This window comes from Oharaeibacter diazotrophicus (assembly GCF_004362745.1).
Lineage (GTDB): Bacteria > Pseudomonadota > Alphaproteobacteria > Rhizobiales > Pleomorphomonadaceae > Oharaeibacter > Oharaeibacter diazotrophicus.
Genome location: NZ_SNXY01000009.1, coordinates 361,370 through 386,441, shown reverse-complemented (window position 1 = coordinate 386,441; position 25,072 = coordinate 361,370). Strand labels below are relative to the sequence as shown.

Annotated in this window: 26 protein-coding genes; 11 read left to right on the top strand and 15 right to left on the bottom strand. The window is 70.6% G+C overall.

Translation table 11 applies throughout. The annotated features are described in order from the left end of the window. From EDD54_RS16830 to EDD54_RS16810, 5 genes are all read right to left on the bottom strand, one after another. Nucleotides 1–222, bottom strand: a complete 222-nt coding sequence (locus EDD54_RS16830) for a DUF2093 domain-containing protein (protein WP_126538359.1) — start codon at nt 220–222, stop codon at nt 1–3. 66 nt (nt 223–288) lie between these two features. Next, nucleotides 289–966 carry a YjbE family putative metal transport protein gene (locus EDD54_RS16825; protein WP_126538357.1) on the bottom strand — a complete coding sequence of 226 codons (678 nt, stop codon included), beginning with the start codon at nt 964–966 and terminating at the stop codon, nt 289–291. A gap of 129 nt (nt 967–1,095) precedes the next feature. After that, the gene (locus EDD54_RS16820) at nt 1,096–1,755 is read right to left on the bottom strand and encodes an HAD-IA family hydrolase (protein ID WP_165644370.1); all 660 of its coding nucleotides are present in this window, start codon (nt 1,753–1,755) and stop codon (nt 1,096–1,098) included. Next, nucleotides 1,752–3,173, bottom strand: a complete 1,422-nt coding sequence (gene tldD, locus EDD54_RS16815; protein ID WP_126538355.1) for a metalloprotease TldD — start codon at nt 3,171–3,173, stop codon at nt 1,752–1,754. Before tldD ends, EDD54_RS16820 begins: the two co-directional genes overlap by 4 nt. A gap of 117 nt (nt 3,174–3,290) precedes the next feature. Further along, the gene (locus tag EDD54_RS16810; protein ID WP_126538353.1) at nt 3,291–3,809 is read right to left on the bottom strand and encodes an invasion associated locus B family protein; all 519 of its coding nucleotides are present in this window, start codon (nt 3,807–3,809) and stop codon (nt 3,291–3,293) included. 522 nt (nt 3,810–4,331) lie between these two features. On the opposite strand from EDD54_RS16810, the gene coxB reads away from it, so the two are divergent. The 8 genes from coxB (at nt 4,332) to EDD54_RS16775 (ending at nt 10,990) form a co-directional block, all read left to right on the top strand. After that, a complete protein-coding gene (gene coxB, locus EDD54_RS16805; RefSeq protein WP_126538351.1) occupies nt 4,332–5,192 on the top strand; it encodes a cytochrome c oxidase subunit II in 861 nt (286 codons plus the stop codon). 81 nt (nt 5,193–5,273) lie between these two features. Then, on the top strand, nt 5,274–6,884 hold the full coding sequence (ctaD, locus tag EDD54_RS16800; RefSeq protein WP_126538349.1) for a cytochrome c oxidase subunit I: 1,611 nt from the start codon (nt 5,274–5,276) through the stop codon (nt 6,882–6,884). A 175-nt stretch (nt 6,885–7,059) separates the two neighbouring features. Continuing rightward, on the top strand, nt 7,060–7,998 hold the full coding sequence (locus EDD54_RS16795; RefSeq protein WP_126538347.1) for a heme o synthase: 939 nt from the start codon (nt 7,060–7,062) through the stop codon (nt 7,996–7,998). 3 nt (nt 7,999–8,001) lie between these two features. Then, nucleotides 8,002–8,157, top strand: coding sequence for a hypothetical protein (locus EDD54_RS23075; protein WP_165644371.1), 156 nt, complete (start codon nt 8,002–8,004; stop codon nt 8,155–8,157). Continuing rightward, nucleotides 8,154–8,750 (top strand): cytochrome c oxidase assembly protein, encoded by a 597-nt coding sequence (locus EDD54_RS16790; protein WP_126538345.1) that lies wholly within the window; start codon nt 8,154–8,156, stop codon nt 8,748–8,750. The genes EDD54_RS23075 and EDD54_RS16790 overlap by 4 nt, the downstream gene beginning before the upstream one ends. Before the next feature lie 66 nt (nt 8,751–8,816). After that, entirely contained in the window at nt 8,817–9,692 is an 876-nt protein-coding gene (locus tag EDD54_RS16785; RefSeq protein WP_126538343.1) for a cytochrome c oxidase subunit 3, read from the top strand. A 114-nt stretch (nt 9,693–9,806) separates the two neighbouring features. Further along, on the top strand, nt 9,807–10,214 hold the full coding sequence (locus EDD54_RS16780; RefSeq protein WP_126538341.1) for a DUF983 domain-containing protein: 408 nt from the start codon (nt 9,807–9,809) through the stop codon (nt 10,212–10,214). Continuing rightward, nucleotides 10,211–10,990 carry an SURF1 family protein gene (locus EDD54_RS16775; protein ID WP_208112225.1) on the top strand — a complete coding sequence of 260 codons (780 nt, stop codon included), beginning with the start codon at nt 10,211–10,213 and terminating at the stop codon, nt 10,988–10,990. The genes EDD54_RS16780 and EDD54_RS16775 overlap by 4 nt, the downstream gene beginning before the upstream one ends. A 23-nt stretch (nt 10,991–11,013) precedes the next feature. Here EDD54_RS16775 and EDD54_RS16770 read toward each other — a convergent pair whose 3' ends face one another. The 6 genes from EDD54_RS16770 to EDD54_RS16745 all read right to left on the bottom strand — a co-directional run bounded on the left by EDD54_RS16770 (nt 11,014) and on the right by EDD54_RS16745 (nt 19,357). After that, nucleotides 11,014–13,890: an EAL domain-containing protein gene (locus EDD54_RS16770; RefSeq protein WP_126538339.1), complete on the bottom strand. Its 2,877-nt coding sequence runs from the start codon at nt 13,888–13,890 to the stop codon at nt 11,014–11,016. 74 nt (nt 13,891–13,964) lie between these two features. Further along, nucleotides 13,965–14,600 carry a GNAT family N-acetyltransferase gene (locus tag EDD54_RS16765; protein ID WP_126538337.1) on the bottom strand — a complete coding sequence of 212 codons (636 nt, stop codon included), beginning with the start codon at nt 14,598–14,600 and terminating at the stop codon, nt 13,965–13,967. Further along, nucleotides 14,597–15,871 carry a M16 family metallopeptidase gene (locus EDD54_RS16760; RefSeq protein ID WP_126538335.1) on the bottom strand — a complete coding sequence of 425 codons (1,275 nt, stop codon included), beginning with the start codon at nt 15,869–15,871 and terminating at the stop codon, nt 14,597–14,599. The genes EDD54_RS16765 and EDD54_RS16760 overlap by 4 nt, the downstream gene beginning before the upstream one ends. 7 nt (nt 15,872–15,878) lie before the next feature. Continuing rightward, nucleotides 15,879–17,288: a threonine synthase gene (thrC, locus tag EDD54_RS16755; RefSeq protein ID WP_126538333.1), complete on the bottom strand. Its 1,410-nt coding sequence runs from the start codon at nt 17,286–17,288 to the stop codon at nt 15,879–15,881. Nucleotides 17,289–17,402: 114 nt separating this feature from the next. Continuing rightward, nucleotides 17,403–18,647 (bottom strand): hypothetical protein, encoded by a 1,245-nt coding sequence (locus tag EDD54_RS16750; protein WP_126538332.1) that lies wholly within the window; start codon nt 18,645–18,647, stop codon nt 17,403–17,405. 116 nt (nt 18,648–18,763) lie between these two features. Then, complete coding sequence (locus EDD54_RS16745) at nt 18,764–19,357, bottom strand: YqgE/AlgH family protein (RefSeq protein WP_126538330.1); 594 nt, start codon at nt 19,355–19,357, stop codon at nt 18,764–18,766. 137 nt (nt 19,358–19,494) lie between these two features. On the opposite strand from EDD54_RS16745, the gene EDD54_RS16740 reads away from it, so the two are divergent. After that, on the top strand, nt 19,495–20,319 hold the full coding sequence (locus tag EDD54_RS16740; protein ID WP_126538328.1) for a protein-disulfide reductase DsbD domain-containing protein: 825 nt from the start codon (nt 19,495–19,497) through the stop codon (nt 20,317–20,319). A 128-nt stretch (nt 20,320–20,447) separates the two neighbouring features. Further along, on the top strand, nt 20,448–20,939 hold the full coding sequence (locus EDD54_RS16735; RefSeq protein WP_126538326.1) for a peroxiredoxin: 492 nt from the start codon (nt 20,448–20,450) through the stop codon (nt 20,937–20,939). A 49-nt stretch (nt 20,940–20,988) separates the two neighbouring features. Here the strand turns inward: EDD54_RS16735 and EDD54_RS16730 are convergent, their stop codons facing one another. From EDD54_RS16730 to ispH, 4 genes are read right to left on the bottom strand one after another with little or no spacing between them, the layout of a single operon-like run. Next, entirely contained in the window at nt 20,989–21,912 is a 924-nt protein-coding gene (locus EDD54_RS16730) for a diacylglycerol/lipid kinase family protein (protein WP_126538325.1), read from the bottom strand. Beyond that, a complete protein-coding gene (rnhA, locus tag EDD54_RS16725) occupies nt 21,909–22,394 on the bottom strand; it encodes a ribonuclease HI (RefSeq protein ID WP_126538323.1) in 486 nt (161 codons plus the stop codon). Before rnhA ends, EDD54_RS16730 begins: the two co-directional genes overlap by 4 nt. Continuing rightward, entirely contained in the window at nt 22,391–23,371 is a 981-nt protein-coding gene (locus tag EDD54_RS16720; RefSeq protein WP_126538321.1) for a homoserine kinase, read from the bottom strand. The genes rnhA and EDD54_RS16720 overlap by 4 nt, the downstream gene beginning before the upstream one ends. Before the next feature lie 22 nt (nt 23,372–23,393). Continuing rightward, the gene (ispH, locus tag EDD54_RS16715) at nt 23,394–24,350 is read right to left on the bottom strand and encodes a 4-hydroxy-3-methylbut-2-enyl diphosphate reductase (RefSeq protein ID WP_126538319.1); all 957 of its coding nucleotides are present in this window, start codon (nt 24,348–24,350) and stop codon (nt 23,394–23,396) included. 136 nt (nt 24,351–24,486) lie between these two features. Between ispH and EDD54_RS16710 the strand changes: the two genes are divergently transcribed. After that, the gene (locus tag EDD54_RS16710; RefSeq protein WP_126538317.1) at nt 24,487–25,071 is read left to right on the top strand and encodes a hypothetical protein; all 585 of its coding nucleotides are present in this window, start codon (nt 24,487–24,489) and stop codon (nt 25,069–25,071) included. Nucleotide 25,072 lies beyond the last annotated feature (1 nt).

Genomic DNA, 25,072 nt, shown 5'->3' with positions numbered 1-25,072 from the left:
TCAGCGGCCGCCGCCGTGGCGCTGATATGCCTCGAGCGCGGCCTCGGCGTCGACATAGGCCTCCTGGCGCTCGACGCTCCAGTACTTCAGATCCTGCAAGAGGATCGGCCGGTTGGTGATGGCGCAGCGCACGAACGAGCCGGACCGGACGACCTTGTAGTCGCCGTCGAGATAGCGGATCTGGGCCTCGCCGCCGCCGCCGGGGAAATCCATCCTGTTCATGCCCGCGTTCCTAACGCCGCCGGCCGGTGCCGCACAAGCGCGAAATCGGCGCGGCCGGCCGCGCCGTCAACCGCCGAGCCCGGCCCGGAGCGCGCTGAGCGGCGCGGCGACGCAGGTCTCGACGTCGTCGGTCCCGAGGCAGGCAACCTCGGCCGAGCCGTGGAACACCATCCCGAGCGCGACGTAGAGCACGACGCAAAGGCCGATCCAGGCGATCCAGCGGTGGCGGGCGAGCAGGGCGGCGACCGCGGTCGCCGCCGCGCCCATCAGCGCCACCGACAAGAGCAGGCCGAGGACCAGCACGCCGACGTGCTCGCGCGCGGCGCCGGCGACCGCCAGCACGTTGTCGAGCGACATCGAGACGTCGGCGAGCACGATCTGCGACAGCGCGGCGCCGAAGGACTTCGGCGCCGCCCCCGCGGCGGCGAGGCCGGCCAGCGCGGCCGCCTCGTCGCGGCCGGTCTGGCGGATCTCGCGGTACATCTTCCAGCACACCCACAGCAGCAGCACGCCGCCGGCGAGTGTCAGGCCGGTAAGGTCGAGCAGCCGCGTCGCCAGCACCGCGAACAGGATGCGCAGCGCCACCGCGCCGACGATGCCCCAGACTATGACCCGCCGCCGCATCGAGCGCTCGACACCCGCCGCCGCCATGCCGACCACCACCGCGTTGTCGCCGGCGAGCACGACGTCGATGAGCACCACCTGGGCGAGGGCGGCGAGGTCGGCGGCGATCCAGTCGGGCACGGCGGTGTTCCGGGAGACGGCGCGCGGCGGGGGAGGGGGCCGGCGCGGCAAGGCGGGCACGGCGGGGCCGCGGAACGGCACCGCCGGTGGGAGAATGGGGATCGCGCCGCCGCGGCGGAACCGGGACGATTACGCTCGGTGCGAACGCGGACGGTCGGCCCCGGGTTGCGGCAGGTCGCGCGCCGCCAGCGCCGCGGCCAGCCCGTCCGGTCCGACGAAACGGTGGCCGTCGAGCCCGGCGTCGCGGGCACCGGCGACGTTGTCGGCGCGGTCGTCGACGAACAGCGTCTCGTCGGGCGCGAAGCCGAGCCGGTCGAGCGCGCGCAGGTAGACGGCCGGATCGGGCTTGCGCGTGCCGAAGGCCGACGACACCAGGAAGCGCCCGCCGGCGAGCGCCGCAGCCTCGGGCACCAGCCGCTCGCGCATGGCGTGGACCGCGGGGCCGTTGTTGGTCAGGATCGCGACGGTCGTCCCGGCGTCGGCAAGCCGCCGCGCCAGCGCGAGACTGCCCTCGATCGGCGTCATCGCCACCCGCCGGGCCGCTGTCCAGAGGTCGAGGTCGACCTTGACGCCGAGCGCCGCCGACCACGCCGCGAGATAGGGGGGGACGTCGGCAAAGGCGCCGGCGTCGGCGGCGTCCTCGACGCCCTCCGTCCAGATCGCCCGCTCGATCGCGGCTTCCGCGAGACCGGTGGCGGCCGCGAGATGCCGGATCCGCCGGGCGCGGTCGTAGTCGTAGAGCACGTCGTCGAGGTCGAACAGGACGAGGCGGATCGGCGTCGCCCTCACGTCGCCGTGCCGCCGACCGTCATGGCGTCGATGCGCAGCGACGGCTGGCCGACGCCGACCGGGACGCCCTGGCCGTTCTTGCCGCAGGTGCCGATGCCGGTGTCGAGCGCCATGTCGTCGCCGACCATCGAGACGCGCTTCATCGCTTCCGGGCCGTTGCCGATCAGCATGGCGCCCTTGAGCGGCTCCTCGATGCGGCCGTTGCGGATGCGGTAGGCCTCGGTGCAGTCGAACACGAACTTGCCCGAGGTGATGTCGACCTGACCGCCGGCGAACGAGACCGCGAGGATGCCGTCCCTGACGCTCTCGACGATCTCGGCGCGCGTACGGTCGCCGCCGAGCATGTAGGTGTTGGTCATCCGCGGCATCGGCACGTGGGCGTAGGACTGCCGCCGGCCGTTGCCGGTCGGCGCGACGCCCATCAGCCGGGCGTTCTGACGATCCTGCATGTAGCCGACGAGCCGGCCGTCCTCGATCAGCGTCGTGCACTGCGACGGCGTGCCCTCGTCGTCGACGGTGAGCGAGCCGCGCGCGTTCGGCACCGTGCCGTCGTCGACGATGGTGACGCCCTTCGCCGCCACCATCTCGCCCATCAGGCCGGCGAAGGCGGAGGTCTTCTTGCGGTTGAAGTCGCCCTCGAGGCCGTGTCCGACCGCTTCGTGCAGCAGGATTCCGGGCCAGCCGGGGCCGAGCACGACGTCGAAACTGCCGGCCGGGGCCGGGCGGGCGTCGAGCGCCACCAGCGCCTGCCGGAGCGCCTCGTCGGTCGCCGCGCGCCACTGGTCGGGGGCTATGTGGAGGTCGTAGCCGGTGCGCCCGCCGGCGCCGTGGCTGCCGGTCTCTTGGCGGTCGCCGTCGCCGACGACGACCGAGACGTTGACGCGTACCAGCGGCCGGACGTCGCGCACGAGAGTGCCGTCGGCGCGCAGGATCTCGACGATCTTGTAGGACCCGGCCACCGACGCCGTAACCTGCCTGACGCGCGGATCGCGCGAGCGGGCGTAGGCGTCGATCTCCGACAGCAGCGACACCTTGGCGGCGAACACCGGCGAGACCAGCGGGTTGTCGTCGCCGTAGAGCTTGCGGTTCGTCGGCCGCGGGCCCTCGGCGGCGATGCCGGAATAGCCCGCCGACACCGCCTTCACCGAGGTCGCGGCCCGCAGCAGTGCCGTTTCCGAGATGTCGTCGGCGTGGGCGTAGCCGACCGCCTCGCCGGCGACGGCGCGCAGGCCGAAACCCTGGGCGACGTCGTAGGTCGCGGTCTTGAGGCGGCCGTTGTCGAAGGCCAGGACCTCGTTCTGGGTGCGCTCGAGGTAGAGTTCGCCGTCGTCGGCGCCGGCGAGCGCATCCGCCAGGATCGCGCGGGCGCGCTCGGGATCGAGGCCGGCGTGGGCGAAGAGGTCGGTCGGTCGGGTCATGGCGCCTTCGTCGAGGTGCCGGGCCGGCGGCGCTGCCGCGGCCCGTCGTTGGAGCGGGGTGTCGGAGCGGTGAACATAGGCGCGCCGAGGGCGGATTTCACCGTCCCGCCGCGCGCCTCACGGCAGCGCCGCGTAGCCCTCCTTGAAGCCCTTCAGCGAGATCGGGATGCCGATGCCCTCCTCGGGGGTCTGGAAGATGATGAAGGTGGCCGAGGTGCCGGTCTCGAGTTGCTTGATCAGGTCGTCCTCCAGCACGACCTCGGCGAAGCAGCCGTTGGCGAGGCAGCGCACGAACCCGGCACGCCCGATGTCCTTGGCGTCGACCCTGAGGCCGAGGCCGGAGGGCAGCAGCACGCCGAGCGGAGCGAGCACGCGCAGGATGCGCGCCTGCTTGTCGGCGGTCTTCAGCACGATCACCGACAGGCCGACGTTGTCGCGGTCCTCGGCGGTGACGTTCTGGATCAGCGCGCATTGGTCGGCGCGCGCGCCCGGCGGCCGGTCGCAGCGGATCTGCCAGTCGCCGAAGCTCTGCTTCACGGCGCCCTGGGCCGCCGCCCGATTCGGCTCCCCGGCGATCCCGCCTGCCGCGATCGCGAGAACCGCGAAGGCCGCTGCCATTTTCTTCAAGCTCAGCATCGATGATCCCGAGGGTCCGGTGGAATACTGCGGGGCATGTCGGCGCCTTCGACTTTGGTCCGACGTTTCGCCCGTGCCGCGGTCGAATCGTGCGGTTTCCGCGGCCTCGGGCCCATGGAGCCTATACCTTTTCGGTCATCCCGCTCAAACGCGGCGATCCCGAGGCGACGACCCCGCGCGCATTTTTGCCGCATGAAGGGCATCCGGGGGGCATTGCGGATGCCGGCGGCATATGGTTTTTCTCTGACGGTTTGATCCAGATCAAACAGCTCCGGGTCTCATTCGGCCGCGCTCCGGACGGGGAGGCGGCGGCGTCGCGGAGGGGCGACGCCACGGACGAGGCGGGCCGCGGGAGCACGTTTGGCGAGGACATGGCCGAGCCGCTCGACCGGCCGCGGGGTTGCAAGCCCCCGCGGAACGCCCGGAGGGATGCTGGTCGGACCTGAGGTTTTCGCCGCGGCGCGGCATGGTGGATCGACGGGTATCCGCCGCCGCGCCCCGGTGTCGTGAAGGAGCGGAAACGTGATCAACTTCGCTAAGCTCGCGGGTCTCGCGACCGCCGCCGGAGGTCTCCTCGCGGCGGGGGCGGCCCGCGCCGCCGGTCCGGTCGAGTGGGGGACCTACCTGCAGTCGGCCGAATCGGAGGTCGCCCGGGACATCCACGCCTTCGGCGGCTTCACCTTCTGGATCATCGCGATCATCACGCTGTTCGTGCTCGCGCTGCTCGTCGTCGTGGTGGTCCGCTTCAACGCCAAGGCCAACCCGACGCCCTCGCGCACCTCGCACAACACCCTGATCGAGGTGGCCTGGACGGTGGTGCCGATCCTGATCCTGCTCGCGATCGCGGTGCCCTCGTTCCGCCTGCTCTACGAGGAGCAGACCATCCCCGACGCCAAGCTGACCATCAAGGTCACCGGTGTGAAGTGGAACTGGTCCTACGAGTATCCGGACGCCGGCATCTCCTTCGACAGCTTCATGCTGACCGACGACGAGATCACCGACCCGACCAAGCAGAAGCGCCTGCTCTCGGTGAACTATCCGCTGGTCGTGCCGGTCGGCGAGGTCGTCCGGGTCCAGGTCACCGCCTCGGACGTGATCCACTCGTTCGCCATGCAGCCGTTCGGCGTCAAGATCGACGCCATCCCGGGCCGCCTGAACGAGTCCTGGTTCAAGGCCGAGGACGTCGGCACCTACTACGGCCAGTGCTCCGAGCTCTGCGGCCAGAACCACGCGTTCATGCCGATCGAGATCCGCGCCGTCACGCCCGAGCAGTATCAGCAGTGGGCGAGCGCCGCCGCGTCGGACATCGATCAGGCCAACGCCCTGCTCGCGGCCTTCGACGACACGAACGCGAAGAAGACCACGGACGTCGCCGCCAACTGAGGCGGGACGCTCCCGAGAAGAAGACGAGTTCAGGGGCGGCTCGGCCGCCCCTCGCGAGGTCACCACGGTAAGGAGCCTTCGATGGCCACCGCTCACGCCGACGCCCACGCCCACGACCATCCGCACGGCTGGCGTCGTTACGTCTACTCCACCAACCACAAGGACATCGGCACGATGTACCTGATCTTCGCGGTGTTCGCGGGGATCGTGGGTGGTGCGCTCTCGGTCGCGATGCGCATGGAGCTGCAGCAGCCCGGCATGCAGATCTTCGGCGATCCGAACGTCTACAACATGTTCACGACGGCCCACGGCCTGATCATGATCTTCTTCATGGTCATGCCCGCCATGATCGGCGGCTTCGCCAACTGGTTCGTGCCGATCATGATCGGTGCGCCGGACATGGCCTTCCCGCGCCTCAACAACATCTCGTTCTGGCTGCTGCCGCCGGCGTTCCTGCTGCTGGTCGGCTCGATGTTCGTCGAGGGTGCCGACGGCTCCAACGGCGTCACCGGCGGCTGGACGATCTACCCGCCGTACTCGACCACCAACACGACCGGCCCGGCGATGGACTTCGCCATCCTGTCGCTGCACGTGGCGGGTGCGTCGTCGATCCTCGGCGCCATCAACTTCATCACCACCATCTTCAACATGCGCGCCCCGGGCATGACGCTGCACAAGATGCCGCTGTTCGCCTGGTCCGTGCTGGTGACCGCGTTCCTGCTGCTCCTGTCGCTCCCGGTCCTCGCCGGCGCGATCACCATGCTGCTGACGGACCGCAACTTCGGCACCACCTTCTTCGATCCGGCCGGCGGTGGCGACCCGATCCTGTTCCAGCACCTGTTCTGGTTCTTCGGTCACCCCGAGGTGTACATCCTGATCCTGCCGGGCTTCGGCATCATCAGCCACATCATCTCGACCTTCTCGCGCAAGCCCGTGTTCGGCTACCTCGGCATGGCCTACGCCATGGTCGCGATCGGCGGCGTCGGCTTCATCGTGTGGGCGCACCACATGTACACCGTCGGCCTCGACGTCGACACCCAGGCCTACTTCGTCGCGGCCACGATGGTGATCGCGGTGCCGACGGGCGTGAAGATCTTTTCGTGGATCGCCACCATGTGGGGCGGTTCCATCGAGTTCCGCACCCCGATGATCTGGGCGATCGGCTTCATCTTCCTGTTCACGGTCGGCGGCGTCACCGGCGTGCAGCTCTCCAACGCCGGTTTCGACCGCGTGCTGCACGACACCTACTACGTGGTGGCGCATTTCCACTACGTGCTGTCGCTCGGTGCCGTGTTCGCCATCTTCGCCGGTTTCTACTACTGGTTCCCGAAGATGACGGGCTACATGTACAACGAGACGCTCGGCAAGGCTCACTTCTGGGTCATGTTCGTGGGCGTGAACCTCGTGTTCTTCCCGCAGCACTTCCTCGGTCTGCAGGGCATGCCGCGCCGTTACGTCGATTATCCCGACGCTTTCGCCGGCTGGAACCTGATCTCGTCCTTCGGCTCGTACATCTCGGCCATCGGCGTGCTCGTGTTCCTCTACACGGTCTTCGAGGCCTTCCAGAAGAAGCGGATCGCCGGCCCGAACCCGTGGGGCGAGGGTGCCACGACGCTGGAGTGGACCCTGTCCTCGCCGCCGCCGTTCCACCAGTTCGAGACCCTGCCGCGCATCCGCGCCGAGGCCCACTGAGGCCGCCCGTCCCGGATCGGCCGACGGCCGGTCCGGGCGGACACGAAGGACGGGCGGGCGCCGCGCGGTGCCCGTCTCCGGTCCGCCACCGGCCGCTCCGGCCGGGCGGACGCACCAGTGATCGAGACGGCGGACGCCGACCGGCCGCGGCCGAGGCGGTCCCCGGAGGGACGAGATGACGGACATCACGGGATCCACCCCGGTCGACGCGGGCGTCGTCGGCGTCTCCCTGGCCGAGCCCAGGGACTATTTCGCGCTGATGAAGCCGCGGGTGATGTCCCTCGTCGTCTTCACCGCCTTCGTCGGTCTCGCCATGGCGCCGGGTTCGATCAACCCGGTGATCGCCGCCGTGGCGCTGCTCGCCATCGCCGTCGGCGCCGGCGCCTCCGGCGCGCTCAACATGTGGTACGACGCCGACATCGACCGCGTCATGACCCGCACCGCCGTCCGCCCGATCCCGTCGGGCCGCGTCAGCCCCACCGAGGCGCTGCAGTTCGGCATGGTGTTCTCGGTGATGTCGGTGTTCACGCTCGGCGTCCTGGTCGGCTGGGTCGCCGCCGCGCTGCTCGCCTTCACGATCTTCTTCTACGTCGTCGTCTACACGATGTGGCTGAAGCGCTCGACGCCGCAGAACATCGTGATCGGCGGTGCCGCCGGCGCCTTTCCGCCGATGATCGGCTGGGCCGCGGTCACCGGCGGCGTCTCGGTCGAGAGCATCGTCCTCTTTCTGATCATCTTCTTCTGGACGCCGCCGCACTTCTGGGCGCTCGCGCTGGTCAAGTCCGACGACTACGCCCGCGCCGGCATCCCGATGATGCCGGTCGCCATGGGCGAGGCGACCACGCGCCGCCAGATCCTGCTCTACGCTGTCGTCCTGGTCGCGGTCAGCCTCGTGCCCTGCGCGATCGGCCTCGGCGGGCTGCTCTACGGCACGGTCGCCACCGTGCTCGGCGCGGTCTTCCTCGCGCTGTCGGTCCGGGTGCTGCGCGTCACCGAGGGCGCGCCGGCCCGCAAGGCGGCGATGCGGCTGTTCCTGTTCTCGATCGCCTACCTGTTCGCGCTGTTCGCCGTGCTGCCGGTCGAGCGGCTGCTCGCGACCGTCCTCGGGAGCTGAGCGATGAACGACAACGGCATCCGCCTCACGCCCGAGCAGGAGCGCCGGCGCCGCCAGCGCTCGATCGCGATCGCGCTGATGCTCGGCGCCATGGTGATCCTGTTCTTCGTCGTCACGGTCGTCCGGATCGGCGGCAACATCGCGAGCCACGCGTCATGACCGCCCCGGACGGCGGCGACCGCCGCAACCGCACCGTCGCGCTCGCCTGCGCCGGCGTCTTCGTCGCGATGGTCGGACTCTCCTTCGCCTCGGTGCCGCTCTACGACCTGTTCTGCAAGGTCACCGGCTACGAGGGCACCACCCAGGTCGCGACCTCCGCCGAGGGCGTGAAGGTGCTCGACCGCGACGTCACCGTCCGGTTCGACGCCAACGTGGCGCCGGGCCTGAAGTGGCATTTCGAACCGGAGGTCCATTCGGTCACGCTCAAGGTCGGCGAACTCGGCACCGTCAAGTTCCGCGCCAAGAACCTGACCGACGTCGCCACCACCGGCCGGGCCACCTACAACGTCACGCCCGACGCCATGGGCGCCTATTTCTCGAAGATCGCCTGCTTCTGCTTCACCGAAGAGACGCTGCAGCCCGGCGAGGAGCTCGAGATGGGAGTCACCTTCTACGTCGACCCCGCCATGGTCGACGATCCTGACTCGGCCAGCATCCGCACCGTGACGCTGTCCTACACCTTCTTCCCGGCGGCGACGCCGGCCAGACCCGTGGCGGCCGTCGAGCCCGACGCCGCCGCCAAGCGCCTTTAACAAGATCCGAGACCCATCCGTCGCCGGCGGCCAGGGGCACGTCGCGGACGACAGCGGGAGAGAAAGATGGCTGGAGCTACCAAGAACCACGACTACCATCTCGTCGACCCGAGCCCGTGGCCGTTCATCGCCTCCGTCGGCGCGCTGATCTTCGGCTTCGGCGCGATCGCCTTCATGCGTTGGCACAGCGGCAACGAGCTGATCTTCGCCGGCATGAACATGACCACGCCGTGGATCTTCGTGGTCGGCCTCCTGATCATCCTCTACACCATGTTCGGCTGGTGGCGGGACACGGTCCGCGAGGCCCACGAGGGGCACCACACCCGCGTGGTGTCTCTGCACCTGCGCTACGGCATGATCCTGTTCATCGCCTCCGAGGTGATGTTCTTCGTCGCCTGGTTCTGGGCCTTCTTCGACGCCAGCCTGTTCGCCAACGAGGCGCATCAGGTGCTGCGCGTCGAGCACACCGGCGGCGTCTGGCCGCCGAAGGGCGTCGAGGTGTTCGACCCCTGGCACCTGCCGCTGCTCAACACCCTGATCCTGCTGACCTCCGGCACCACCGTGACCTGGGCCCACCACGCCCTGCTGCACGACGACCGCCGCGGTCTGGTCTGGGGCCTCGTGCTGACCGTCGCCCTCGGCGCGATCTTCACCTGCGTCCAGACCTACGAGTACGCCCACGCGGCCTTCACGTTCTCGGGCAACATCTACGGCGCCACCTTCTACATGGCGACCGGCTTCCACGGCTTCCACGTCCTGGTCGGCACCATCTTCCTGCTGGTCTGCCTGATCCGCGCCATCGGCGGCGACTTCACCCCGAAGCAGCACTTCGGCTTCGAGGCCGCGGCGTGGTACTGGCATTTCGTCGACGTGGTCTGGCTGTTCCTGTTCGCCTGCATCTACGTGTGGGGCGGCTGGGGCGGTCACGTCCACGGCGGCTGACCGGCCCGAGCGGCGGTCCGCCGGAGGGAGCCCGTCCGGCGGGCGCATGCGACGATCCGTTTCGGCGCGCGGGGCTCCCCGCGCGCCGAACGCTTTGAAGGGATGACGCGAGCCATGCAGGACAAGGCCCTCTACGCGCCGGTGCCGCCGGCCTCCACCGCCATGCGCGGCCGTTGTCCGCGCTGCGGCCAGGGCCGATTGTTCAAGGGCTTCCTCGACACCGCGCCGGCCTGCACCGCCTGCGGCCTCGACTACAAGTTCATCGACAGCGGCGACGGCCCGGCGGTGTTCGTGATCCTGCTGATCGGCTTCGTGGTGGTCGGCCTCGCGCTCTACGTCGAGGTGACGTGGCAGCCGCCGCTGTGGCTGCACGCGCTGCTCTGGCTGCCGTCGACGCTGATCCTGTCCCTCGGCCTGCTGCGGCCGCTGAAGGGACTGATGATCGGCCTGCAGTACCAGAACAAGGCGACCGAGGGCCGCCTCGTCGACGGCAAGGCCGACGGCGGGGACGCCGCGCCGTGACGGCGCCCGGCGCTGCGACGGCGCAGCCGCGATCGACGCGGCGACAGGCTCTGTTACTGACCGGTGCGACGCTGGCGGCGTTCGCGGCCCTCGTTTCGCTCGGCACGTGGCAAGTCCACCGCCTCGCGTGGAAGGAGGATCTGATCGCCCGGGTGGAGACCCGCGTCCACGCCGCGCCGGCGGCGCTGCCGGCACCGGACACCTGGGCCGGCCTGACCGCGGAGGAGATCGAATACCGGCCGGTCCGCCTCTCCGGCACGTTCGACCATTCCCGCGAAGTCCACGTCTTCATCGCGCTCGGCGAGCCGAAGGGCCCGCTCGGCGGCCAAGGCTACTTCGTCCTGACCCCGCTGGCGCTGGACGGCTTCGACCGCGTCGTCTTCGTCAACCGCGGCTTCGTGCCGCTCGACCGCAAGGATCCGGCGACCCGGCCGGACGGGCAGGTGGCCGGCACGGTCGCGGTGACCGGCCTGATGCGGCCCGCGGAGGGGCGGAACTGGCTGTCGCCGGCCGACGACGTTGCCCGCAACGTCTGGTTCGTCCGAGACCCCGCCGCCATGGCCGCGGCGACCGGCCTCGACCCGGCGAAGGTCGCGCCCTTCACGGTCGACGAGGCCGCCGGCGAGACCCCGGGCGGCCTGCCCCAGGGGGGGGAGACGGTGGTCGCCTTCCCGAACAGCCACCTCGGCTACGCCATCACGTGGTACGGCCTCGCGGCCGCCCTGGTCGGGGTCTGGGCGGTGAGGATGCGCGCGCTGCTGCGGTCGCGCCGCTGAGGCGAAGGGCCCCGCGGGCGCCGTCAGGCCTTCGCCTTGGCGCTCTTTTCCATCATCTTGCGCACTTCCTCCGGCGTCATCGGCTGGCCGAACAGGAAGCCTTGGGCGTAGTCCGTACCGAAGCGCACGAGGTCGGCGACGTCGGCCTCCGTCTCGGCGCCCTCGCCGACCACGTCCATGCCGAGGTCCTGGGCGAGCTGCACGATCGCCCGCAGGATGACGAGGCGGTTCTTCGCCGTGCTCTTCAGGAAGCTCTGGTCGATCTTCAGCGTGTCCACCGGCAGGCGCTGGAGATAGGCGAGCGAGGAGAAGCCGGTGCCGAAGTCGTCGAGCGACAGGCCGGCGCCGAGTTCCTTGAGCCGCTGCAGCATCTGCGCGGCGAACTCGGGATTCTCCATCAGGAGGCTTTCGGTCAGCTCGAGCTTCAGCGTGCCCTTCGGCAGCGAGCTGCGCGACAGCACCGCCTTGACGTCGTTGATGAGGTCGTGACGCAGCAGCTGCCGGCTCGACACGTTGACCGACATGAACAGCGCCTCGCCCTGCGGGAAGCTCTGGTGCCATTCGGCCAGCTGGCGCGCCGCCCGCTCGAGCACCAGCATGCCGAGCGGCACGATCTGGCCGCTGCGTTCGGCGACCGGGATGAACTCGCTCGGCGGGATCCGGCCGCGCTTGGCGTGGTCCCAGCGCAAGAGCGCCTCGAAGCCGGCGACCTTGCGGTCCTCCAGCCGGATGATCGGCTGGTAGACCACCTTGAACTCCTCGCGCTCGACGGCGCGGCGCAGGTCGCTCTCCAGCGTCAGCGTGTCGGCCGCCGCGGTGCGCAATGCGGGCCGGAAGGTCTCGGTACGGTCGCCGCCCTGGCGCTTGGCATAGGCGGCGGCGATCTCGGCGTCCTTGACGAGGTCGCCGGGCTCACGGACGTCGCGGTCGAAGCCGGCAACGCCGATCGAGGCGGTCAGGAAGATCTCGCGCTCGCCGAACACGATCGAGGCGCGGATCGCCCGCTTCACCGCGTCCGCGAAGGCCTCGATGCGCTCTTCGGTCTGCTCGGACACGAGGATGATGCCGAAATGGTCGCCATCGAGCCGGGCGAGGCTGTCGAGCGGCTTGAGGAGACGGCCGAGCCGGCGCGCCACCGTCAGCAGGATCGAATCGCCGACCGACAGGCCGAGGCTTTCGTTGACCTGCCGGAAGCGGTCGATGTCGATCAGGAACACCGTCGGCTTGGCGCTGCTGTCCGACTGCGCCCGCGTCACCGCGGTGGCGAGGCGGTCGAGGAACAGCTCGCGGTTCGGCAGGCCGGTGAGGTTGTCGTGCACCGCGTCGTGCAGCAGGCGCTCCTGCGCCGTCTTGGTGTCGGTGACGTCGAGCAGGGTGCCGACGCAGCGGATCACCTCGCCGTCGTTGCCGAGGATCGGCCGGGCGCGCAGGCGGTACCATTGGTAGTGACCGTCGGCGGCGCGGAGCCGGAAGGTCTGGGCGAGCCGGCCGCGCCGGGTCTCGACCACGGCGTCGAGCGTCGCCTTGAAGCGGTCGCGGTCCTGCGGGTGCAGGATCTCCAGCCAGTCGCGCGCGGGGCCCTCGAGCGCGCCGCGCTTCAGGCCGAGGCTCTCCTCGGCCTCCGAGGAGGTGTAGATGCGGTCGCGCGTGACGTCCCAGTCCCAGATGACGTCGCCGGCGCCGGTCAGCGCCAGGGCGCGCCGCTCCGAATCGTTCATCAGCCCCTCGGCGATGGCGCCGCCGGCGAAGGCGTGCTGCATCACCGTGAAACCGAGCAGCAGGACGAGCAGCACGAGGCCGCCCGACAGCGCCGGCTGCACCATGTCGTTGGCGAGCCGGCCCGAAACCGTCAGGCCGGTGCCGGCGAGCCAGGCGATGAACAGCAGCCACGTCGGGATCAGCATGATGGCGCGGTCGTAGCCACGCAGCGCCAGCGCCAGGATCAGGATCATGCCGAGCGCGCCGAGACCGGCGAGCGCCATCCGCGCGATGCCGGCGGCGATCGACGGGTCGTGGGCGGCGACGCCGAACAGCGCGGCGAGCGCGGCCAGCGTCATCAGCAGCACGTGGCTGTAGCGCACGTGCCAGCGGTTGAGGTTGAGATAGGCGTAGAGGAAGATGACCAGCGTCACCGCGATCATCACCTCCGAACCGGCACGGTAGAGCTGGTCCGACCCGGTCTCGACGTCGAACACCTTGTTCCAGAAGCCGAAATCGATCGAGATGTAGGCCAGCACCGCCCAGGCCAGCGCCGCGGTGGCCGGGAACATCAGCGAGCCCTTGACCACGAACAGGATGGTCAGGAACAGCGCCAGCAGGCCGGCGATGCCGAGCACGATGCCGCGGTAGAGCGTGTAGGCGTTGACGCTGTCCTTGTAGGCGTTCGGCGCCCACAGCGTCAGCTGCGGCAGGTCGCGGGTGCGCAGTTCGGCGACGAAGGTGACGACGGTGCCGGGGTCGAGCGTGACCAGGAAGACGTCGGCGTCCTGCGAGGGCTGGCGCTCCGGGGCGAAGCCCTGGCTCGGCGTGATCGAGGCGACGCGGGAGGCGCCGAGGTCCGGCCACATCATGCCCGATCCGGCGAGGCGGAAATGCGGAGCGACGATCAGGCGGTCGAGTTGCTGGTCGGTGGTGTTGGAGAGCGCGAACACCACCCAGGTCGGGTTCGCTTCGCCGCCCCGCGAGCGCACCTCGATGCGCCGGACGATGCCGTCGGCGCCGGGGGCGGTCGAGACCTGGATGCTCGGCGTCGTCTCCTGGCGGTATTCGAGCGCCGAGGTCAGGTCGAGCGCGGGAGCGTCGACCGGCACCGAGATCGGCTCGGCGGCGCGGGCGACCGCCGTCGCGGCCAGCACGAGCAGCAGCACGGCGAAAAGGCGGCGGATCTGTTCGAGGACCAACGACGTCTCTCCGGGCGACGAGCGCCCGGGGTCGAGGCGTCCGCGCGAATTGTCTTGGAAGGAATCTCGAATTTTCACAAGATCCCGAGGGGGCGTTCCCCTGCGGCACCGGCCCCGGCCGGCCCGCGACCGGCCGCCTCGTCGGCGACGAGGCCGAACAGGACGTGGTCCTGCCAACGGCCGTCGATCAGGAGATACTGCCGGGCGAAGCCTTCGCGGGCGAATCCGGCCTTTTCGAGGAGCCGGATCGAGCGGGCGTTGGTCGGCATCGACGCCGCCTCGATCCGATGCAGCCGCATCGCCGTGAACACGTGCGGGATCACCAGCGCCACCGCCTCCCCCATGTAGCCCTGGCCGGCGAAACGCTCGCCCATCCAGTAGCCGAGCGAGCAGCTCTGGGTGACGCCGCGGCGGATGTTCGACAGCGTCAGGCCGCCGAGCAGGCGGTCGTCGGCACGCCGGATCAGAAACAGCGGCAGCCCCGCCTCGTCGCGGATCTCGCGGTGATAGCGCTTGATCCGCCGCTTGAACGCGGTGCGGGTGAGGTCGTCGGCCGGCCAGGTCGGCTCCCAGGGCGCGAGGAATCGCCGGCTCTCCTCGCGCAGCTCGGCCCAGGCCGGAAAATCCGCCATCGTCGGCGGCCGCAGCAGGATCCGCGCGCCCGGCAGGACCGGACCGGGATCGCCCGCGACGGCGCGGAACAGCGTCACGCCACCCGAGCCGACGAGCCGAGGCGGCTCGCGACGGCCTCCCGGGACGGCACGTCCGCGATCGGGCCGATCGACGCCAGGGTCGGCGCGCCGGCGACCATCCGGGCGAGGAAGTCGGCGACGTCGCGCGTCCCGACCGCCTCGATGCGCGCGACCAGCTCGTCGAGCGGCAGCGGCCGGCCGTGGAACATGATCTGGCGCGCGATCTGGCCGGCGCGGGCGGCGGGGCTCTCGAGCGTCATCAGGAGACCGGCGCGCAGCTGCGCCTTGGCGCGGGCGACCTCGGCCTCGCCGACGCTCGCGATCGTCGCCTCGACCTCGTCGAGCGTGGTCTCGACCAGGGCGGCGACGTCCTGCTCGCCGGTGGCGGCGGAGATGCCGAACAGGCCGGTGTCGCGGAAGCCCCAGTGGAACGAGTAGATCGAGTAGCACAGGCCGCGCTTCTCGCGGACCTCCTGGAACAGCCGCGAGGACATGCCACCGCCGAGCACCGAGGAGGCGATCTGCGCGGTGGTGTAGTCGTCGGCGTGGTAGGAGGCACCCGGGAAGCCCAGTACGATCTGGGCCTCCATCAGGTCGCGCTCCTCGCGCTTCTCGCCGCCGGCGTAGCGTGCCTCGGGCTCGGGCGCGGCCGGGTCGGCGGAGAAGCGCTCGAATTTCTCGCGGGCGAGACGCACCAACCGGCGGTGCTCGACCTTGCCGGCGGCGGCGATCACCGTGCGCGGGCCGGTGTAGTGCTTGCCGAGATAGCGCCGGAGCGCGTCGTCGGAGAAGCTCTTGACGGTGTCGACCGAGCCGAGGATCGGCCGGCCGATCGGCTGGTCCGGGAAGGCGGCCCCCTGAAAGAGGTCGAAGACGAGGTCCTCGGGCGTGTCGAGCGCGGCGCCGATCTCCTGGCCGATCACGTGCTTCTCGCGATCGAGTTCGTCGGGATCGAAGACCGAATCCTGCAGGATGTCCGCGAGGATGTCGAGCGCGAGCGGCACGTCGCCGGCGAGCACGCGGGCGTAGTAGCTGGTGCTCTCGACCGAGGTGGCGGCGTTGACCTCGCCGCCGACGTTCTCGATCTCCTCGGCGATCGCCTTGGCCGAGCGCCGGCGCGTGCCCTTGAAGGCCATGTGCTCGAGCAGGTGCGAGATGCCGTTCTCGGCGACGTCCTCCGACCGCGAGCCCGCCGACACCCAGACGCCGAGGGCGGTCGAGGCGAGGTGGGACATGCCGTGGGTGACGACGGTGACCCCGTTGTCGAGTTCCGTGACGTCGACCGCCATCTCGCCCTCAAGCCTCCGACTGCGCGGCGCGGGCGGTGTCGAGGACGAACCGCTCGATCGTCGCCGCCGCATTTTCCTGAATGGTCTGCCGTTCCTCCCGCTCCATCAAGTCCCCGAGCCAGGCCGGCAGAGGCGGACGGACGCCGCTCGCGGCGGCGACGGCGTCCGGGAACTTGGCGGGATGGGCGGTGGCGAGCGTCACCACCGGGGTGTCGCCGATGCCCGCCGCCTCGGCCACGGCGACGCCGGTGGCGGTGTGCGGATCGAGCAGGTAACCGGCCTCGCCGAGCACCCGGGCGATCGTGGCGGCCGTGGTCGCTTCGTCGGCGCGGCCGGCCGCGAATTCGGCGCGGATCGACGCGAGATCGGCCTCGGGCAGCGCGAACGAGCCGGACTGGGCGAGCCGGTCCATCATGCCGCGCACCGCGGCGCCGTCGCGGCCGGAGGCCTCGAACAGCAGTCGCTCGAAGTTGGAGGAGACCTGGATGTCCATCGACGGCGAGATCGTCGGCACGACGCCGGTGACCTCGTAGCGGCCGGTCTCCAGCGTGCGCACCAAGATGTCGTTGACGTTGGTGGCGACGACGAGCCGGCCGATCGGCAGGCCCATGCGCTTGGCGACGTAGCCGGCGAAGATGTCGCCGAAGTTGCCGGTGGGCACCACGAAGTCGATCGTGCGCGCCGGTGCGCCGAGCGCGACCGCGGCGACGAAGTAGTAGACCACCTGGGCGACGATGCGGCCCCAGTTGATCGAGTTGACGCCGGAGAGCCGGACGCGGTCGCGGAAGGCGTGGTGGTTGAACAGCGCCTTCACGATCGCCTGACAGTCGTCGAAGGTGCCCTCGAGCGCGACGGCGTGGACGTTGCCGTCGGCCACCGTGGTCATCTGCCGGCGCTGCACGTCCGAGACGCGGCCGTGCGGGAACAGGATGAAGATGTCGGTGTTGTCGCGGCCGCGGAAGGCCTCGATCGCCGCGCCGCCGGTGTCGCCGGAGGTGGCGCCGACGATGGTGGCGCGCTCGCCGCGTTCGCCCAGCACGTGGTCCATCAGCCGGGCGAGCAGCTGCATGGCGACGTCCTTGAAGGCGAGCGTCGGCCCGTGGAACAGCTCCAAGAGGAAGTGGTTCGGCGCGATCTGCACCAGTGGCGTCACCGCCGGGTGGCGGAAGGCGGAGCCGTAGGCGCCGTCGATCATCCGCTTCAGGTCGGCGTCGGCGATGTCGCCGTCGACGAAGGGCGCGATCACCCGGAACGCGACGTCGGCGTAGGACTTGCCGGCGAAGGAGGCGATGGTGGCCGCATCCAGCGTCGGCCAGCGCTCCGGCACGTAGAGCCCGCCGTCGCGGGCGAGCCCGGCGAGGACGACCTCCGAAAACGACAGCGCCGGTGCGACGCCCCGCGTGCTCACGTATCTCACGATCTCGAGATGTCCCGATCCCTGCCGGTTCCCGGCGCCTCCAACGAGAAGCGGGACCGTATCCGCGCCGTGCGCCGCGGGCAAGGACGTCGAAGGGCGTGACGGTACGGCGCGTCAGAGATCGAGACGCAGGAGCCGCGCCCACACGGCGTAGTTCCCGGTGCCGTCGGACATGTCGAACACGGCGATGGCCAAACGGTCGTCGATCTGGACCACCGAGGGCGGGCGGAGAAGGTTCCGAACCTCCCCGGCGTAGTTCACCGTGTTGCCGATCGTGGTCCCGGTGATGCGGGTCACGAGATTGTAGTAGGATGCGAGCAGCACCGCACCGTCGGCGAGCGCCGTCAGGCTTCGTGGAAACGAGTCTTTGCCGTCGAACTTCACCAACGGACCCGAGGACGCGCCGGCGAACGAGAGCTTGTCGACGAGGATGCGCTTGATCGGGAACGGCGCTTGGGACGCGGGATAGGCGACGACGATGTCCTTCGTCGTCGCCGCGATCTCGAAGGGCGTGGCGTAATTCTCCCGGCGCCCGACCGCCCGCTCCCAGGAAACCGTCCTCGCGGTCGGATCGAAGACGCGCACCGCACGCTGGAACACGTCCGTCGCGGGCATCCAATTGTAGGCCAGCGCTATCCTGCCGTCCGGTAGGGCGGCGGCCGAATACGGGCGGCTCGACCGAATGACGTCGCGATCGACGATCGGCTGCGTGTAGCGCTTCGAGGCCATCGCGGCGTCGAAACGGCTGATGCATACGGCGGTGGCCTTCTTCGCGGCCGGGCACCCGCCCTGGTGCACCAGGACGATGTCGCTGCTGCCCGGCAGCACGAAGAGATTGAGGGTTCCTCTGGTCACCGCGAAGATGCGCCCGGCACCAGCGATGCCGAGATCGCGGAAACTGGCTTCGCGGACGAAACTGCCACCGGCGGTCACGATCGTGCAGTATCCGCCGCCGGAAATGGTTAACTCCGCCGCCTGCAGCCAACAGACGACGACCCGGCCGTCGGCGAGTACCGCCGCCGCGGACGTATTGTCGTCCCATGCCGGTGACACCACTTCGCCCTTTCTGACCCTCTGACCGACGTAGGTCCGCTTCACCGAGAAGCTGGTGCGCGACGGGTCGTAGATCCGGCCGACGACCCTGTAGACCGGGTCGAGATCTTTGCTCAGTGCGGGATCGAGTTCGATCCACAGCACCAGCACCTTGCCGTTCTGCAATTTCAAGGCGCGGGGAGCCATCTCGCCGCTGGGGACTTCCTGGTATCCCGTGACCTTGAAGAGGCGGTCGTTTCCGATCGCGGCCGCCGGAATCGCGAAAGCCAGTAGTGCGGCGAATAAAACCAGGAAGCGAACGACCATGGCCCCACCTCGTTCGGATCGAGGCGTCCGTGCGGGAACCGGTTCACGCACCGCGATCCCCGCCGGGACATCATGGACCCAGCATTCCACGGTTCATGTCGCGAAACAATGACGCCTCAGGCGTGGCCGCTCTCGGTGGAGAGGAGGGCCGGGTCGATGCCGAGCTTGGCGAGGGCGCGGCCGTAGCGTTCGTCGAGGTCGGTCTCGAACAGGAGGGCGGGGTCGGCGTCGCAGTTGAGCCAGCCGTTGGCCTGGATCTCGCTCTCGAGCTGGCCCGGCGCCCAGCCGGCGTAGCCGAGGGCGAGGATGGCGTGGTCGGGCCCGCGTCCGTCGGCGATCGCCTTCAGGATCTCGAGCGTCGCCGTCAGCGAGATCTCGTCGTTGATCGGCAGCGTCGAGTTCTCCAGATGATAGTCGGAGGAGTGCAGCACGAAGCCCCGCCCGGTCTCGACCGGGCCGCCGCGGTGGACGCGCATCGTGCCGGCGGGCGCCGGCAGGCGGATCGCCTCGTCGTCGGGGATGATGTCGAGCTGCACCAGGAGGTCGCGGAAGGACAGATGCGCCATCGGCTTGTTGATGATCAGCCCCATCGCCCCGTCCTCGGAGTGGGCGCAGAGATAGACCACCGAGCGTGCGAACCCGCTCTCCTCGATCCCTGGCATGGCGATGAGGAGTTGGCCGTCCAGATAGCCGTTCCGCGCGCTGAACAAGGGCCCTGCACTCCGGGGCGGGCCGGCGCGACTGCGCGCCCCCGCGTTGCGTCCTCACGAAGATATGACGGTCGCAGCGACGCTTTCAAGGCGACGGCGCTCGCCATTCCGCCCGTTCGGCGGCAAGGGATGGGGTCATGAACAGTTCCTTCGTCCGCCTCGCGCTCTCGGCCCTCGTCCTCTTCTCTCCGGTCACCGTCTCTCGGGCCGGGCCGTCGATCCCCGAACCCGGGACGGCGCTCGCCGTCGCCGGTCCGGACGGGCGCGGCGGCTACGACGTCGGCGTCGGCATCGCGCTGCCGGAAGGCTGGCACACCTATTGGCGCAGCCCCGGCGACAGCGGCGTTCCGCCGGTGTTCGACTGGTCGGCGAGCGAGAACGTCGCCGCCTTCGAGGTGGCGTGGCCGGCGCCCGGGCGCTACTTCGACGGCTTCGGCACCTCGGTGGTCTACGACGGCGACGTGACGCTGCCGGTCAGGGTGGTGCCGGCGGATCCGGCGGCGCCGGTCCGGCTCGCGGTCCGCCTCAACTACGGCTACTGCAAGGACATCTGCGTGCCGGCGACCGCCGAGTTCTCCGCCGATCTCGACCCCGCCGCACCCCGCGACGAGGCGGCCGCGGCGACGATCGCGGCGGCGCGGGCGAGCGTGCCGGTGCCCGAGGCGGAAGCCGCGCCGGACGCGCCGCGGCTGGTCGCGCTCGAGGTCGCGGGGGAGGGCAGGGACGCCCGCGCGACGGTGACGCTCGCCGCCGCCGACGCCGAGCGCGTCGATCTCTTTGTCGAGGGACCGGACGGCTGGTACCTGTCGCCGCCGGAGCGCGTCTCGGCCGGCGACGGCCGGGCGGTGTTCGCCGTCGCACTCGACGGCCGCCCGAAGAAGGCGGCGCTGTCCGGCGCGGTGCTGCGCTTCACGATCGCCGACGGCGCCCGCTCTGTGGAAGCGCTGCGCAGCCTGCCGTGAACGCGGCCGCGGGTGCGGTTTCGCCCGCCGCCGCCTCGACGGCATAGGGGATTTCGCCTATCTACGCCCTGCACCTCGAGCGCGCGAACCTCGCCCGGTCCGCCCGCGCCCCCCAGATACCACCAGGGATGTCCCTCATGATCGCCATCGGTGACCGCCTGCCCGCCGCCACGTTCAAGGTCAAGACCGACGCCGGCACCTCCGAGATGACCACCGACGACGTCTTCGCCGGCAAGAAGGTCGTGCTGTTCGCCGTGCCGGGCGCCTTCACGCCGACCTGCTCGATGAACCACCTGCCGGGCTACCTGGAGAACGCCGAGGCGATCAAGGCCAAGGGCGTCGACACCATCGCCGTGGTCTCGGTCAACGACCACTACGTCATGGGCGCCTGGGCCGCGGCCACCAAGGCCGGCGACAAGATCCTGTTCCTCGCCGACGGCGCCGCCAAGTTCACCACGGCCGCCGGTCTCGACCTCGACCTCTCCGGCGGCGGCCTCGGCGTCCGCTCCAAGCGCTACGCCATGATCGTCGAGGACGGCGTCGTGAAGTCGCTCGACATCGAGGAGAACCCGGGTCAGGCCACCGTCTCCGGCGCCGCCGCGGTGATCGAGAAGCTCTGATCCCGCACGCGAGGCCCCGGCACGCCGGGTCCTCGCCCCCGCCGCTTCGTCAGTCGACCTCGCGGCGGAACACGCGGAGCGGCACCGGGTCGGCCTCGACGAGGCCGTGGTCGGTGTCCATGCGGTCGCCGTCGACCTGCATGCGGATGCCCTCGCCGAGGAAGCGGACCTTCTCGACCGGAACGTCGCTCACGCCCGCGAGGCGGTCGAGCCGGCCGAGGCCGAGCGCGACGGCCGCCTTGGCGAGCGTGCCGGGCGCGTCGTCGGCGAGGGTGACCAGCCTCAGTCCCGGCCGGGTGGCGTGGGTGGCGCGGGTGATCGTCAGCGGCCCGCCGTAGAAGCGCGCCGTCGTCACCACCGCGAGCCGGCAGGTGATGCGCCGGCCGTCGGCCTCGACCACCACGTCGCGGCCCCGGCGCGCCAGCGCGAGCCGCAGCGCCGCGCCGGCATAGGCGAGCTTGCCCCAGCGCCGCTTGGTGGCGGCGTCGACGGCGTGGACGACGTCGCCGTCGAAGCCGGCCGAGACCATCAGCACGAAGGGCCGGCCGCCGACGCGGCCGAGGTGCAGCGGCCCTGTCGCGCCGTCGGACACGAGGTCGGCCATCGCCACCGGCGAGAACGGCAGGGCGAGTTCGTGGGCGAGCACGTTGGCGGTGCCGAACGGCAGCACGCCGAGCGTTGGCGCCGCGGCGCCGAGCGTCACCAGCCCCTGGACCGCCTCGTTGATCGAGCCGTCGCCGCCGCCGACCACCAGCGCGTCGTGGCGGCCGTCGAGGCCGCGGGCGATCTCGGTGAGGTGGCCGGCGTAGCGGGTCAGCACCACTTCGCAGCGGATGCCGAGGTCGTCGAGCCGGCCGGCGAAGCGCTCCAGCGCGCGGTAGCGGAAGCCGCCCGCGACCGGATTGGCGACGACCAGGACCGACCGCACGGCCGCGTCCCCGGGGTGGATCGGCCGTGTGGCGGTCAGGGTCATCCGGCGCTCCGTCGTTGCGGCAGGAAGGGGGCCATGCCCTGGCGGGCGAGGGCGTCGGCGCGTTCGTTCATGTCGTGGCCGGCGTGGCCCTTGACCCAGTGCCAGGTGACGTCGTGGCGCTGGCGGGCGGCCTCGAGGCGTTCCCAGAGGTCGGCGTTCTTGACCGGCTTCTTGTCGGCGGTCTTCCAGCCGTTGCGCTTCCAGCTGTGGATCCAGCCGGTGATGCCGCCCTTGACGTATTGGCTGTCGGTCCACAGGTCGACGACGCAGCGCCGCTTCAGCGCCTCCAGCGCCGCGCAGGCCGCGGTCAGCTCCATGCGGTTGTTGGTGGTCTGCGCCTCGCCGCCGCAGAGCTCCTTCTCGGTGCCGCCGTAGGCGAGGATCGCGCCCCAGCCGCCCGGGCCGGGATTGCCCGAGCACGCGCCGTCGGTGTGGATGGTCACCCGCCGTTCGGCAGCCTCGGCCGGCTCGGTCGCGCTCATATGGCGTAGTCCTCCGGCGGTAGCCCGTAGGCGGCGATCGACGCGACGCCGCGGTGGAAGCGCAGCTTGCGCAGGTATTCGAGCGGGTCCTTCTTTTTCACCAGCGCCCCCTCCGGCGTCGTCAGCCAGTCGTAGAGGCGGGTGAGCAGGAAGCGCATCGCCGAGCCGCGCGCCAGCAGCGGCAGCGCCGCCGTCTCGGCCTCCGACAGCGGCCGCTTCGCCAGATACCCCGACAGCATCGCCCGGCCCTTGGTGGCGTTGAAGGCGTGGTCGGGCTCGAAGCACCACGCGTTCAGGCAGATTGCGAGGTCGTAGGCGAGGAAGTCGTTGCAGGCGAAATAGAAGTCGATCAGCCCGGACAGCTGGCCGCCGAGGAAGAAGACGTTGTCGCAGAAGAGGTCGGCGTGGATCACGCCGCGCGGCAGGTCCCGCGGCCAGTGCGCCTCGAGATGGTCGAGCTCGGCCTCGATCTCGGCGGCGAGGCCGGGCAGCACCTCGTCTGCGCGCGGCTTCGACAGCTCGAACAGCGGCCGCCAGTCGCCGACGGTGAGGGCGTTGGCGCGCGGGATGGCGAAGTCGGCGCCGGCGTCGTGCAGGGCGGCGAGCGCCTCGCCGACCTGCCGGCAGTGCGAGACGCCCGGGCGCTTGACCCAGACGCCGTCGAGGAAGGTCACGATGGTCGCCGGCCGCCCGGCGATCCGACCGAGCGCGCCGCCGTCGCGCGCCTTCACCGGCTGCGGGCAGGTGATGCCGCGCGCCGCGAGGTGCTGCATCAGCCCGAGGAAGAACGGCAGGTCCTCCTCGCGGGTGCGCTTCTCGTAGAGCGTCAGGATGAAGGTGCCGCGCTCGGTGCGCAGCAGGTAGTTCGAGTTCTCGACGCCCTCGGCGATGCCCTTGCAAGACAGCGCCCGGCCGAGGTCGTAGCCGGCGAGGAAGCCGGCGAGGTCGTCGTCGGTGATTTCGGTGTAGACCGCCATGGGCTTGGTGGGATCCGTCGGGTCAGGCGGCCGGCTGGCGCAGCTCGCGGGGGAGGTTGAAGGCGACGGTCTCGTCGGCGGTGCGCACCGTCTCGACGGTGACGTCGTAACGGGCGGCGAAGGCGTCGATCACTTCCTCGACCAGCACCTCGGGCGCCGAGGCCCCGGCGGTGACGCCGAGGGTGCGGATCTCGCCGACCGCGTCCCAGTCGATCTCGGCGGCGCGCTGGATCAGGAACGCACGCTCGCAGCCCTCGCGCGCCGCCACCTCGCGCAGCCGCTGCGAGTTCGACGAGTTCGGCGCGCCGACCACCAGCAGCGCGTCCACCCGCGGCGCGACCACCTTGACCGCCTCCTGGCGGTTGGTGGTGGCGTAGCAGATGTCCTCCTTGTGCGGCGCCGCGATGTCCGGGAAGCGCGCCGTCAGCGCCTCCACGATCTGGCGGGTGTCGTCGACGGAGAGGGTGGTCTGCGTGGTGTAGGCGAGCGGCGTGCCCGCGGGCACGTCGAGGGCGGCGACGTCGGCGACCGTCTCGATCAGGCTGACGCCGCCCGCCGGCAGCTGGCCCATGGTGCCGATCACCTCGGGATGGCCGGCGTGGCCGATCAGCACGACGTGGCGGCCCTTGCGGTGGTGGATCTCGGCCTCGCGGTGCACCTTGGTGACCAGCGGACAGGTGGCGTCGAGGTGGAACAGGTCGCGCGCCTTCGCCGCCGCCGGCACCGCCTTGGCGACGCCGTGGGCGGAGAAGATCACCGGCTGGTCGGTCTCGGGGATCTCGTCGAGCTCCTCGACGAAGACCGCGCCCTTCCGGCGCAGTTCCTCGACCACGTATTTGTTGTGCACGATCTCGTGGCGCACGTAGACCGGCGCGCCGTAGCGCGCGAGCGCGAGGTCGACGATCTGGATGGCGCGGTCGACGCCGGCGCAGAAGCCGCGCGGCGCGCAGAGCAGGACGGTGAGGGCCGGTCGGGACAAGGCGCGCGATCTCGCTCGTGTTTCCGCCCGGAGATGAGGGGGCGGACCCGGCCCTGTCAAGCGAGCGCACCGCGTTCGGAGAGTCGTCAACCATGCGCACGCGTGCTATTGAGGCGCCGACGGAGGTGACCGGCTGATGATCGCGAACGGTTTTCGGGCTTGGGGCATGGCGTTGGTCGTGGTCGCGGTCGGACTGGCCGGCTGCTCGTCGGGCACGCCGGACGTCGATCCGGCATCGCTGATCGGCGCCGCGCGCGACCCTGCGGCCGAGCAGGCGGCGCTAGAGAAATACGCGGCGGTCACCGTGTGCCCGCCCGTCCAGGTCCGCGACGGCACCCAGCTCTTCCGCGTCTTCGAGCGCGGCAAGGAGAACGACCTGACCGGCGTGCGCTTCCAGGCCTCGATCACCAAGTTCGCCCGCGAGTGCCATACCGACCGCGCCACCGGCGTCACGACGGTCAAGGTCGGCATCGCCGGCCGCCTGCTCAACGGCCCGAACGGCGCCACCGGCGCCGCGACGCTGCCGCTGCGCGTGGTGCTGGTGAAGAACGGCGACGAAGTGCTCTATTCGCAGCTGCGCAAGGTGACCGCCACGATCGCCCCCGGCGGCTCCGGCGTCACCTGGACCGAGGTCGTCGACGGTATCACGATCCCGCCGACCGCCGCGGAGGCGAACTACGTCGTTTACGTCGGCTTCGACGAGGGCCCGGCGAAGAACTGAG